Genomic DNA, 11,512 nt, shown 5'->3' on the forward strand with positions numbered 1-11,512 from the left:
CCGCTTAAGCCTTTCTTAAAGGCGAACAGGGCATGGTTAACCTCCGTCATTCCGTGAGACCCAGGCCGTGGACCATTCCCAGACGACGAAAGGGCCGAAGCAGGAGATCGCGGTCGCCCTGTCTTATAAACCGGATCAGGGGGACGGCGCACCGAAGGTCGTCGCCAGCGGACGGGGTTCGGTGGCCAGGGAAATTCTCGACCGGGCCTTCGCCAACGGGGTCAAGGTCCGGGAGGATGCGGATCTTGTCGAACTGTTGGCCGCCGTCGATGTCGATAGCGTCATTCCACTGGAAGCCTTCATGGCTGTGGCCGAAATCCTGGCCTATGTGTACCAAGCCAATCAGCAGGCGGGCCCCGCCTCCTCATTTACGCAGAGTGGCGGATCATGACCAGTGCCGAGGAAACAAGGGAAGAACTCGCCAAGGTATCGTCGCTGGCGATGACCGCGCGCCGTTTGTTGGCCGGCGGAAAACTGGTCGATCTGGCGGCATTGGAGGAACGGGTCCGTATCTTATGCGGAACCGTTCAGGCGATGCCGCGCGAAGAGGGGCAGAGTTTGCTGGACGATATGCGTTCGTTGATCAATAAGCTCGACCAGTTGCGCGGAGAATTGGAACTCCGGCTGACGATTAGTCGCGGCGACGCGGCGGAAAACGCCGGCGGCTCCGATGACGGCAAGACGTCGAGCGGAGGATGATCGCCGGCAAGCGGGATTTGAACCTATGAATTGGGACATCTACTTGCGGAGCTTGGCCGTCCTGGCCTTGGTGGTGGGGCTCATCGCCGCCGTGGCATGGTTGGCCCGCCGGTTGGGCATGGGAATCCTCGTGCCCCGTGGCAACCGGCGGCGGCGGCTGTCGATCGAGGAAATTTTGCCTCTCGATAACCGTCGGCGCCTGGTGGTGGTTCGTTGGGATGGTTCCGAACATCTGCTGTTGGTCGGGGGCACATCGGATATTGTGGTGGATCGGGGCGTCCGGACGGCTTTCGCGGCCGATCTCGCGCGCGTCGAGGAAAAGGAAACGAATCAGTGAGGCGGCGGCTTTATTGGGGACTGGCGACCTTCACATTGGTGATGGGGGGGCTTTGCGCGGCCCATCCCGCCGCCGCTCAGCAGCTTTCTCTCGATCTCGGAGAGGGGGCCTCCACCACGGGGCGGCTGGTCCAGTTGATCGTCCTGATGACGGTGCTTTCCCTGGCGCCGGCCATCCTCGTCATGGTGACCTCATTCACCCGTATCGTCGTCGTGCTTTCCTTCCTGCGCCAGGCTTTGGGCACTCAGACCGCGCCGCCCAACATGGTGGTGACCAGTCTGGCATTGTTCCTGACGGCCTTCATCATGATGCCGACGCTTCAGGCGTCCTATACCCAGGGCATTCAGCCGCTGCTGGCCAACAAGATCGATGAGATGGAGGCTTTCGACCGGGCGGCCAAGCCGTTGCACGCCTTCATGATGCGTCAGGTTCGCGATCAGGATCTGCGCCTGTTCATCGATCTGTCTCATACGTCGCCCGAAGTGACGGGCGCGGAGACGCCGCTGCAGGTGCTGATTCCGGCTTTCATGATCAGCGAACTTCGCCGCGCGTTCGAAATGGGGTTCCTCATTTATCTGCCGTTCCTCATCATCGACATGCTGGTGGCCTCGGTGCTGATGAGCATGGGTATGATGATGCTGCCGCCGGCGACCTTCGCCATGCCGTTCAAATTGATCTTCTTCGTTCTGGTCGATGGATGGTATCTGATCGCCGGTAGCCTGGTGCAGAGTTTTGGCGCGACCTGACGGGGCCCCGCCCGGTTGTGAGGGCCAACGACAAGACACAAGGCAATCGGGCGAACGCGCAAAAGCTGCTTTTCCGATAGAGACTCTCGTCGCGTTGGCGCGATGAGCGTCCCGAAGCTTTAGCGAAGGAAGCCCAGGCGGACGGATGTCCGCCGCCCGGCGCGTGAGGGGCTAAGAATTTAAAACGGGGCAAGCGGGTTCACCCGATTGCCTTGATGAAGCATTGACCGGCGTCCCATGGTCGGCTCATCCTGAGGGTGGGCTTTCGTCCCTGGGATGGGCGGGATTCACCGTTTGTTAAACGCTCCCGGATATGCTCGATACTAGACGCTGGGTAGGCAGGTCAAAGGGCTCAAGGGAATGTTAGAGGATCTTACCCTGTTCGCCATGGCGCAGAAATCCATGGATTGGCTGTCACGCCGCCAGGAGGTTTTGTCCGAGAACGTGGCCAATGCCAATACGGCCAACTATCAGGCCAAGGATCTCGCCCCTCTGTCGTTCAAGAGCTTGCTGGACAAGGACCAGTCGGTGCATGCGGCGACGACCAATCCGATGCATATCTCGCCGGAAGTCATCCCCGCCAAGTTCGATGCGGTCAAGGAAAAGCGCCCCGAGGAATCGAAGCCGAATGGTAATTCCGTGCTGCTTGAAGAGCAGATGGAGAAGATCGGCGACGTCAAGGGCAAGTACGAACTCGCCATCAATCTCTTCACCAAGAATTTGACGATGCTGAAGACCGCCATCGGCAAGGGTAGCAGCTAAAGGGAGCCGTAAGCTTTGGACGATCTGAACAAGTCATCGCTTATCGCCGTTTCCGGCATGAAGGCCCAGGCCGAGCGCATGCGCGTCGTTTCGGAAAATCTGGCCAACGCCGATTCTCTGCCGACCTCTCCGGATGCGACGCCCTACCGCCGTAAAACCATCAGCTTCCGCAACGTCCTCGATAAGACGTCGGGCGCGGATGTGGTCAAGGTCAAGAAGGTCGATGTCGATCGTTCGGAATTCCAAAAGAAATACGATCCGAAACATCCTGCCGCCGATAGCAGTGGCTATGTTCTGGCGCCGAACGTCAATCCGTTGATCGAGTTGATGGATATGCGCGAGGCCCAGCGGTCCTATGAGGCCAATCTCAATATCGTGAGCGTTTCGAAGTCGATGTTGTCGAAAACCGTCGATATGCTGAAATAATTGGTTCAAACGGCCCGTCCGGAATGGACGCGTCAAATCTTGTTGGGTAGATCATGGCCATAACCTCGATTACCGATGCCATCGCGGCCTACAGCAATGCGGCGAAGGCCGTCACCGGCGGCGGAAGCTCTTCTTCCGATGAGACGACGACGGCTCCCGGCACGGATTTCGCCAGCCTTTTGCGTGACGGAGCCAAGGCGGCCATCGATGCCGGCAAGCACAGCGAAGAAATGTCGAAGCAGGGCTTGGCCGGGAAGGCCGACGTGCGCGATGTGGTTGCCGCGGTCAACAATGCCGAAGTGACGTTGCAGACGGTCATCGCCGTTCGCGACAAGGTGGTCGCCGCCTATAACGAAATTCTGCATATGTCGATTTAGGTCCCGGCAGGTGACCGAGGGAGAGCTTATCGAGATTGCCAATTCCAGTATGCTGGTGATGATGAAGGTGGCGGCCCCGCCTTTGTTCGCCGGCTTGGTGATTGGTCTCGCCGTGTCTCTGTTTCAGGCCCTCACGCAAATTCAAGAGGCGACATTGACCTTCGTGCCGAAGGTCTTGGCCGTTTTCGTCGCTTTGCTGATTTTTTTGCCGTTCATTTTGCATACGTTGATGGATTTCATGCATCTGGTCCTCGACCGCGCGATCTCGGGCGGGTGAGGCGCTTCGATGCTGCGCGAGATGCTGGCTTCCAACGTCTATGCGATCTTGCTGATTTTCGCACGTTTCGGCGCCGCCATGATGCTGTTCCCCGGTTTGAACAGTACGACGGTTCCCGTGCGGTTCCGGCTGCTGCTGGCCGCGATGACCGCCTTCCTTGTGTCTTCCTCCATCGCGGGGCGCCTGCCCCCCATGCCGCCGGACTTCATCTCCCTGTTGCTTCTGATCGCGGAAGAAATCACGGTCGGCCTGTTTTTCGGTATCGTGATGCAGGTCCTGATCATGCCGATCGATGTGGCGGGCAGTTTTATCGGCTATTCCGTCGGCTTGACGAACATGTTTACCTCCGATCCGGTCACCGCTCAGCAGAACCAGTTGCTGACGGGGATGCTCAACCTGATCGCCGTCAATGTGATCTTCCTGACGGACAGTCACCATTTGATGTTTCAGGCCGTGGTCGACAGCTATTCCCTGTTCGTCCCGGGACAGCCCATACCGTTCGACGACCTGTCCCAGGCCTTATGGAGAACCGCCTCCGACGCAATGCTCGTCAGCTTCAAGCTGGCGGCCCCAAGTTTGGTCTTCGCGCTGACTTTCAATACCGGGCTGGCGTTGCTCAACCGGTTGGTGCCGCAGATGCAGGTCTTCTTCGTCGGTATGCCGATGCAGATTCTGGGGGGGCTGGGCATCCTGGGTTTTTGCATGTCCCCCATCATGACCTGGTTCCTTCGCAATTTCTCCGACGGCCTCCTGGCCTACATGGTTCCGAGGTGATCCATGGCCGCTGATGACGACGGCAAATCCGAACAACCAACCGGCAAGCGCCTGTCCGAGGCGCGTGACAAGGGTGATATCAGTCAATCCCAAGAGGTGAAGACGGCGGCCATGCTACTGGCCATGGCCGTTTTCGTTTGGCTGATTGCGCCGCTTTCGATGGTTCGGCTGCGCGATTATCTGGCGCGTTTCCTTGGGGAGCCGCACGCCATCCGCGTGACGACGGGCGAGGAATTGAGCGTCGTGACCAGCGATCTGCTCGCCAATATCGGCCTCGCCATGGTTATGCCGTTCGCCTTTCTTCTTCTCGTCGGCCTGACGGCGTCGGTCGGACAGACCGGATGGGTGGTGTCGACCGAAAAATTGACGCCCGACATCTCCAAGCTTAATCCGGTGGCGGGATTCGGCCGGCTTTTTTCGGTCCATTCGCTCGTCGAATTGTTGAAAAGCGTCGCCAAACTGGTGGTCGTCGGGGTCATTTGCTACCTGGTCCTCAGGCCCCGGGTTAGCGAGTTGGATTTGCTGCCGTCCATGGAGATGGCCGCCATCCTCACCTATCTGCATCAGCTCCTGGTGCGGCTGATGATGGTCGTCGCCACCGTCATGGTGGTGATTGCCGTATCCGACTGGTTTTATCAGCGTCACGCCTACATGCAGAAGCTGAAGATGACCAAGCAGGAGGTGAAGGAGGAGAACAAGCAGAGCGAAGGCGATCCGCTGATCAAATCCCGCTTGAGGGGATTGCGGATGGCTCGCGCCCGCCAGCGGATGATGGCCGCTGTGCCGAAAGCCGACGTCGTGGTCACCAACCCGACCCATTTCGCCTGCGCCTTGAAATATGACAGCGAAACCATGAATGCGCCGACCCTCGTGGCGAAGGGACAGGATCTGGTCGCTTTCCGCATCCGGGAGATCGCCAAGGAAAATAATGTTCCGATCGTCGAAAATCCCCCGCTGGCGCGGGCATTGTATGCGACAGTGGATTTGGACAGGGAAGTCCCGCCCGATCATTACAAGGCAGTGGCCGAGGTGATCAGTTATGTCATGCGTCTCAAAGGCAAGCTCCGCCGCTGAGGCGTTGCGAATGCCGGCGGTCTGGTCGATGGTGGTTTCCATCGGTCTGCTGACCGCCGCGGCTTTATTTCCCATGCCCGGTGATTGGTGGGCGCTCGGTCCCATTGCCGCGGCGGCGTTGGGTTCCGGCAGTCTGGTCTGCCTGTTGCGCGGGCTTACGCGGCGCGCGGAGGGGGCGGAGCGGGTTCGGCGCTTGTCCGCCGCCCTGAATGCCGATCATCGCGCAAGACTGGTTTATGATCAGAATGGCGTCGTTTTGGCGCGTAATGAGCTGGCCCGCACCCTATTCGGACCGGACGACGATCCTTGTGCCGTCCTCGCCAACCGCGCCCAGGGAGACGAACGCGCCGACGAGGAGTTTGCGCGGCTGAAGCTGGCGGCCCGGCGCGGGGGTACCTATGTCGCCGAAATTTCCGTGATCGGCGCCGACGGAATCCGCGATTGGCTGTCGGTCTCCGTCCATCCGTTGGATGGAGGAGGCGTGCTGTGGTCGGGCGAAGATATTTCGGCACGCCGGGCCATCGAGGAGACGTTGCGGCGCGAGCATGAAATGCTGGCCGATTTCATCGATTTCATGCCCGTCGGTTTCTATTCGGCGGATACCGAAGGACGCTTCCGCTTCGTTAATCAGCATCTGGCGGAATGGCTGGGGCATTCCGCCGACACCTTGATCGGCATGGACCTGGTCGATGTTCTGGGGGTCATTCCCAATCCGGAGGAGGATCGTGCCGAAATGCGCCTCAAAGGGCGCAACGGCGACGTCTTCCAAGCCTTTGTCACCCACACCGTGTTCGATGAGGGCGGCGAGACCCTGACCAGATCCGTGGTCGTGCGCGACCTGATGCCGGAGCGCCACTGGGAAAGGGTTCTCAGGACTTCGGAACGCAGGTTTCATTGGCTGTTCGATGATGCGCCGGTCGGTATCGTCCTGGTCGATCCCGACACCTCGGTCAGTTTGTGCAATGCGGCCTTCACCACGATGATCGGTCTGGAGGCGGATGCGGTGAACGGCCTTCCCGTCGCGGAATTCATCGCCGCCGAGGATCGGGCCGCGGCCACCGATCAATTGGCCCGTGTCCTGATGGGAACCAGCCCGGGCGCCCATCTCCCGGTTCGCCTGGCCGGCCGCGATCGCGAAATGGTCGCCACGCTGTTCGTCAGTCCGGCCGCCGAGGAAGGCGCGGTTTCCGGCCTGATGCTGCACTTCATTGATACGACCGAGCAGAAAAATCTCGAGCTGCAGTTTGCGCAAAGCCAGAAAATGCAGGCCATGGGGCAGCTTGCGGGCGGCGTGGCCCACGACTTCAATAATCTGCTGACCGCGATGATCGGCTTTTGTGATCTTCTTCTTCAGCGCCATGGACCGGGCGACGCGTCTTTCGCCGATATCATGCAAATCAAGCAGAACGCCAACCGCGCCGCCAGCCTGGTCCGCCAATTGCTCGCTTTTTCGCGGCGCCAGGCCTTGCAGCCCAGGCTTTTCGACGTTACGGATGCGCTGGCCGAACTCTCCAATCTGTTGCGGCGACTGCTGGGCGAGACCATTGAATTGTCGATCACCCATGGCCGGGATCTGGGCCTGGTGCGGGTCGACCCCGGGCAGTTCGACCAGGTCATCATCAATCTGGCGGTCAATGCCCGCGACGCCATGCCGGGCGGCGGCCAATTGACCGTCGTCACCAAAGCGATCCATATCGATCGCCCCTATCAGCGCGGTGCCGACGTGATGCCGCCGGGAAACTACGTCCTGATCGAGGTGGCCGACACCGGGACGGGCATCAGCCAGGACAATCTGGGCCGGATTTTCGAACCCTTCTTCTCGACCAAGGAGGTCGGGGCGGGGACGGGGCTCGGTTTATCGACAGTCTATGGTATCGTCCGGCAAACCGACGGATTCGTTTTTGTCGACAGTCAGCCCGGCCATGGTTCGACTTTTTCCATCTATTTGCCGCGCCTTGATCCGGCGGAGGCCGGCGCCAGGGTGAAATCTGTGCCGGTCGACCAGTCGCCGCATGCCGGCGATTTGACCGGCACGGGAACCATCCTCATCGTTGAAGACGAGGACGCGGTGAGGCTTTTCGGCGCGCGGGCGTTGCGCAACAAAGGTTATCGCGTGCTGGAGGCCCGTTCGGGCGAATCGGCGCTGGACGTCCTGCGCGGCGAGGACGGCATCGATGTGCTGGTCAGCGATGTGGTCATGCCCGGAATGGATGGAGCCACTCTGGCCCGTCTTGTCCGCATGGAGCGGCCGCGGATTCAAGTGATCCTGATGTCCGGCTATGCCGAAGACGTCGCTCTCGGCGAATTTTCCGGCGAGGACGGAATTCATTTTTTGCCGAAGCCGTTTTCGCTGAAACAACTGGCCGGCAAGGTCAAGGACGTGATGGGGGAGGTGCGGTGAACCCCGCCGAAGCCGGAGACGCCGTTCAACGACACTCGCCTTCTCGGGAAAAGAACAATAGGAGAACTTCTTTTCTTGCAAGATGGAACAAATAGGGTACAGTGTTGCGGATTGCATCGCCCTTGCAAGGTATGGAATAACTGGGGACCGCAACATGACTCAGACCGCACTTCGGCTGGTGGACAAGGATACGATGGATAAGCAGAAAGCTTTGGATGCCGCGTTGACTCAGATCGAGCGCGCGTTCGGCAAGGGCTCTATCATGCGCATGGGCAGCCATGACGTGGTCGATATCGAGTCCATTTCCACCGGTTCGTTGGGTTTGGACATCGGATTGGGCATCGGCGGCCTTCCGCGTGGACGCATCGTCGAAATCTATGGGCCGGAAAGTTCGGGCAAGACGACGCTGGCCCTGCATGTGATTGCCGAGGCGCAGAAGAAAGGCGGAACCTGCGCCTTCGTCGATGCCGAACACGCGCTCGATCCGGCTTATGCCCGCAAGCTGGGGGTCAACCTCGATGAGTTGCTGATTTCCCAGCCCGACGCCGGTGAACAGGCGTTGGAAATATCCGATACTCTCGTCCGCTCCGGCGCCATCGACGTGCTGGTGGTGGACTCGGTGGCGGCATTGGTCCCCCGGGCCGAACTGGAAGGCGAGATGGGGGATTCCCATGTCGGTCTTCAGGCCCGGCTGATGAGTCAGGCGCTGCGCAAATTGACGGCGACGGTGTCGCGCTCGAATTGCATGGTCATCTTCATCAACCAGATCCGCATGAAAATCGGTGTGATGTTCGGCAGTCCGGAAACAACCACCGGCGGTAATGCGCTGAAGTTCTACGCCTCCGTCCGTCTGGACATCCGTCGTATCGGCAGCATCAAGGACCGTGACGAGGTCGTCGGAAACCAGACCCGGGTCAAGGTGGTGAAGAACAAGATGGCTCCCCCGTTCAAGGTCGTCGAGTTCGACATCATGTATGGCGAGGGCATCTCCAAAACCGGCGAACTGATCGATCTTGGGGTTAAGGCCGGAGTGGTCGAGAAGTCCGGGGCCTGGTTCTCCTACAACTCCCAGCGGATCGGTCAGGGGCGCGAGAACGCAAAAACCTTTCTGCGTGACAATCCCGCCATGGCGGCCGAGATCGAAGCCACGATCCGACAGAACGCCGGTATGATTTCCGATGTCTTGAGTGGCGCCGTGTCGGTGGATGCCGATGGCGTGGTGACCGAGGAATAATCTTTTCCGGTTGTGCCCCGGTGCGATTGTCGTCGCACCGGGGATATTTTTATCCGCCGGGGGACGGGGCTGTCCCCAATTGGGGATGTTGGAATCCCCCGTGATTGGCCAATCCTGTTTTGGCATCGAGGCGCCGATGGACTTTTCCATCCAGCCCCTTTCGCCGCGTCTGCAGGAGAAACTCATGGCCAGAATATCAATCACCGCCGATATCGTCGCGCTCTCGACCGGCAGTATCGTGCTTGCCGGTTTGGCCGGGCCGCTGTTGAGTTCAGATCAGGCCGGAGGCGACCTGTTGCTTAACGGCCATTATCAGCCGTTGCTGCTGGGAATGCTCGGGGTCGTCATGGTTCTTTTGCCCCTGGTCCGGCGCGTCGTCAGACAAATCTGCGATCCCCTCGACATCGTCGAGTTCGACGAGATGGCCCGTTCCTTGCGCCGGGTTGGTCTCGGCAACCGGGTGCAGACGGTCAATCTTTATCTGGCCGAACAGGATGACGCCGCCTGCCGGATGATTTTCCGGGATCGGCAAGACCTGTGGGATTGGCTCGGCGAAGCCTACCGGGATGAAACCTTGCGTTTGCAAATGCTCCCCCAGGCCGCCCTCCGCGTGGTTGAGGCCGGCCGGCCGCCAAAAGACCTTTGAAAAATTCGAGGGTGGGCGAGGGGGGCGGACAAGGATTGCTTCCATGTTTGTGGCGCTTGCGAAGAAGATCTTCAATTTCAGCAGCCTGACCGTTCGATTGGTTGTTCTGGTCAACGCTCTCCTCATCGTCGGAGGTGTGGGGCAGATTTTCCTTTTCGGCAGCTATATGCGAAACGACATGGTCGCGGTGTCATCTTCCCAGTTGCAAGCGATGGCTCATCATGTCGCCGAGGACATCGATAGAGACATCATCTGCCGTCGCGATTTTCTGCAGGCGCTGGCGTCTCATGCGCCCCGGCAGATGCCGGTCGATGCTTCGGCGTGGCGGGCCTGGGTCGGAGGTTTCCTCGGTATCGGCAATCTGTTTCCCGGTGGCATCCGACTCGTTGACGAAAGCGGTCGCCTTTTGGCCAGGGATCCGACATTCCCCGAACCGGTCGACGATCTCCCGGTTGACGCTGATTTGATCGCTCGGGCGATCCAGAACGGTTTCGCCGCGGACCTTCCCGGGAAAGGGGAGCAAGTCAGCGCACCAGTACTGGAAATGGCGGTGCCGATCCGGGACCAGGGCGGTCAGGTGCGGGGATTGCTGATCGGGATGACGCCATTGCGCAGTTCATCTTTTTTTGGCGCCTTTACCAGCACCAGGATAGGCAAGACCGGTGACCTGATTCTTGTCTCCTCCCGCGACGATGTGTTGATGACGGCTTCGGAGACGGATGTCGTCCTGCATCCGCTTCCCCTGAAAAGCAGGGATTCCCTGTATGGCAAGGGAGTGACGCCCTCCCAGGGGGTGGGGATAGATATGCGCGCCGACGGGGTTCGGGAACTGGCGGCGACCGCCGCGGTGCCGACCTTGGGTTGGTCAGTGGTGGCGAGGGTGCCGACCCGGGAAATCTTCGCCTCCGTCGACTATCTGGAATCCTTTATCCTGCAAACAGCTCTCGCGGCATGCGTCGTCATCTCCGTCTTCCTCGTTTTCAGCGTGCGGCATCTTTTGCGCCATCTGCGATATGCGGCATCGCATGCGGATCAGATGACGCTCGCGAAAATTCCATTCGAAAGTCTTCCCGTGGCGCGCGACGACGAGGTCGGGCACCTGACCAAGGCGTTCAACCGCTTATTGGCGACGTTGTTGGCCAGTCGAGCCGATCTCGACTATCTCGCGCACCACGATGACCTGACCGGGGTGGCCAACCGGAAGCAGTTCAATGACAGCCTGGATGGGTATTTGGCGCGCGCCCGACGGCAGGGCAAAGGACTGGCCCTTCTTTATCTCGATCTCGACGGGTTCAAGCCGATCAACGACAGCTTCGGTCACGAGGCCGGTGACGAGGTGTTGCGCCACGTCGCCAGACGGTTGGCCAAGGTGACGCGCAAGGGGGATCTGCTCGCCCGTTTCGGCGGAGACGAATTCGTGCTGCTGATCAGCGACCTCCATGATATCGCCGCCGAAGCGGCCTTGGTGGCGAGAAAATGCGAAACCGCCCTGGTCTCGCCGATTTCCTACAAGGGCCATAACCTGCATGTCGGTCTGTCGATCGGCATAGCGCGGTTTCCCATCGACGGCCAAACCGCCGAGGAACTGTTGGCTCGGGCCGATCACGCGATGTACCGGGCCAAACGCGGCAAGGTCCGTCTGGCCTGACAAGACCGGAAAGAGCGGTTCGGATCACCCTCGCCTCGCCTTGACGCGATGGACACCCGTCAACGGGCTTGTTACAACAGCATTTCCGTTGGGCTAGACGGTCCAGGCGCG

The 11,512-nt window shown here is 59.9% G+C and carries 14 protein-coding genes; all 14 read left to right on the plus strand.

The features are described 5' to 3' along the window. Nucleotides 1-67: 67 nt before the first annotated feature. Nucleotides 68-391: an EscU/YscU/HrcU family type III secretion system export apparatus switch protein gene (locus tag CWS72_RS02425; RefSeq protein ID WP_101248981.1), complete on the plus strand. Its 324-nt coding sequence runs from the start codon at nt 68-70 to the stop codon at nt 389-391. Next, a complete protein-coding gene (locus CWS72_RS02430) occupies nt 388-699 on the plus strand; it encodes a hypothetical protein (RefSeq protein ID WP_101248982.1) in 312 nt (103 codons plus the stop codon). Before CWS72_RS02425 ends, CWS72_RS02430 begins: the two co-directional genes overlap by 4 nt. A 25-nt stretch (nt 700-724) precedes the next feature. Continuing rightward, a complete protein-coding gene (locus CWS72_RS02435; RefSeq protein WP_158240473.1) occupies nt 725-1,036 on the plus strand; it encodes a FliO/MopB family protein in 312 nt (103 codons plus the stop codon). A gap of 41 nt (nt 1,037-1,077) precedes the next feature. Beyond that, nucleotides 1,078-1,782, plus strand: a complete 705-nt coding sequence (fliP, locus tag CWS72_RS02440; protein WP_101249206.1) for a flagellar type III secretion system pore protein FliP — start codon at nt 1,078-1,080, stop codon at nt 1,780-1,782. A gap of 360 nt (nt 1,783-2,142) precedes the next feature. Beyond that, nucleotides 2,143-2,544 carry a flagellar basal body rod protein FlgB gene (gene flgB, locus CWS72_RS02445; RefSeq protein ID WP_101248984.1) on the plus strand — a complete coding sequence of 134 codons (402 nt, stop codon included), beginning with the start codon at nt 2,143-2,145 and terminating at the stop codon, nt 2,542-2,544. A 15-nt stretch (nt 2,545-2,559) separates the two neighbouring features. Beyond that, nucleotides 2,560-2,970 carry a flagellar basal body rod protein FlgC gene (gene flgC, locus CWS72_RS02450; protein WP_101248985.1) on the plus strand — a complete coding sequence of 137 codons (411 nt, stop codon included), beginning with the start codon at nt 2,560-2,562 and terminating at the stop codon, nt 2,968-2,970. Between the two features lie 53 nt (nt 2,971-3,023). Then, nucleotides 3,024-3,347: a flagellar hook-basal body complex protein FliE gene (gene fliE / locus CWS72_RS02455; RefSeq protein ID WP_199175513.1), complete on the plus strand. Its 324-nt coding sequence runs from the start codon at nt 3,024-3,026 to the stop codon at nt 3,345-3,347. Between the two features lie 10 nt (nt 3,348-3,357). Next, on the plus strand, nt 3,358-3,624 hold the full coding sequence (gene fliQ, locus CWS72_RS02460) for a flagellar biosynthesis protein FliQ (protein ID WP_101248986.1): 267 nt from the start codon (nt 3,358-3,360) through the stop codon (nt 3,622-3,624). A gap of 9 nt (nt 3,625-3,633) precedes the next feature. Next, nucleotides 3,634-4,398 (plus strand): flagellar biosynthetic protein FliR, encoded by a 765-nt coding sequence (locus CWS72_RS02465; protein WP_101248987.1) that lies wholly within the window; start codon nt 3,634-3,636, stop codon nt 4,396-4,398. A 3-nt stretch (nt 4,399-4,401) separates the two neighbouring features. Then, a complete protein-coding gene (gene flhB, locus CWS72_RS02470) occupies nt 4,402-5,472 on the plus strand; it encodes a flagellar biosynthesis protein FlhB (protein WP_101248988.1) in 1,071 nt (356 codons plus the stop codon). Nucleotides 5,473-5,482: 10 nt separating this feature from the next. Next, nucleotides 5,483-7,873 carry a hybrid sensor histidine kinase/response regulator gene (locus tag CWS72_RS02475; RefSeq protein ID WP_241911537.1) on the plus strand — a complete coding sequence of 797 codons (2,391 nt, stop codon included), beginning with the start codon at nt 5,483-5,485 and terminating at the stop codon, nt 7,871-7,873. A gap of 154 nt (nt 7,874-8,027) precedes the next feature. After that, nucleotides 8,028-9,107, plus strand: a complete 1,080-nt coding sequence (gene recA, locus CWS72_RS02480; RefSeq protein WP_101248989.1) for a recombinase RecA — start codon at nt 8,028-8,030, stop codon at nt 9,105-9,107. A 184-nt stretch (nt 9,108-9,291) separates the two neighbouring features. Continuing rightward, nucleotides 9,292-9,753 carry a hypothetical protein gene (locus CWS72_RS02485; RefSeq protein ID WP_146002597.1) on the plus strand — a complete coding sequence of 154 codons (462 nt, stop codon included), beginning with the start codon at nt 9,292-9,294 and terminating at the stop codon, nt 9,751-9,753. 43 nt (nt 9,754-9,796) lie between these two features. Next, nucleotides 9,797-11,401, plus strand: coding sequence for a sensor domain-containing diguanylate cyclase (locus CWS72_RS02490; RefSeq protein ID WP_158240474.1), 1,605 nt, complete (start codon nt 9,797-9,799; stop codon nt 11,399-11,401). Nucleotides 11,402-11,512 lie beyond the last annotated feature (111 nt).

This window comes from Telmatospirillum siberiense (genome assembly GCF_002845745.1).
Classification (GTDB): Bacteria; Pseudomonadota; Alphaproteobacteria; order Rhodospirillales; family Magnetospirillaceae; genus Telmatospirillum; species Telmatospirillum siberiense.

Bases quoted from the DNA above. Each gene is read 5' to 3' on its own strand.
- CWS72_RS02435 (WP_158240473.1), top strand. From the start codon at position 725: ATGAATTGGGACATCTACTTGCGGAGCTTGGCCGTCCTGGCCTTGGTG.
- fliP (WP_101249206.1), top strand. From the start codon at position 1,078: ATGGGGGGGCTTTGCGCGGCCCATCCCGCCGCCGCTCAGCAGCTTTCT.
- CWS72_RS02430 (WP_101248982.1), top strand. From the start codon at position 388: ATGACCAGTGCCGAGGAAACAAGGGAAGAACTCGCCAAGGTATCGTCG.
- CWS72_RS02485 (WP_146002597.1), top strand. From the start codon at position 9,292: ATGGCCAGAATATCAATCACCGCCGATATCGTCGCGCTCTCGACCGGC.
- CWS72_RS02490 (WP_158240474.1), top strand. From the start codon at position 9,797: ATGTTTGTGGCGCTTGCGAAGAAGATCTTCAATTTCAGCAGCCTGACC.
- fliE (WP_199175513.1), top strand. From the start codon at position 3,024: ATGGCCATAACCTCGATTACCGATGCCATCGCGGCCTACAGCAATGCG.
- flhB (WP_101248988.1), top strand. From the start codon at position 4,402: ATGGCCGCTGATGACGACGGCAAATCCGAACAACCAACCGGCAAGCGC.
- flgB (WP_101248984.1), top strand. From the start codon at position 2,143: ATGTTAGAGGATCTTACCCTGTTCGCCATGGCGCAGAAATCCATGGAT.
- CWS72_RS02475 (WP_241911537.1), top strand. From the start codon at position 5,483: ATGCCGGCGGTCTGGTCGATGGTGGTTTCCATCGGTCTGCTGACCGCC.
- CWS72_RS02465 (WP_101248987.1), top strand. From the start codon at position 3,634: ATGCTGCGCGAGATGCTGGCTTCCAACGTCTATGCGATCTTGCTGATT.
- recA (WP_101248989.1), top strand. From the start codon at position 8,028: ATGACTCAGACCGCACTTCGGCTGGTGGACAAGGATACGATGGATAAG.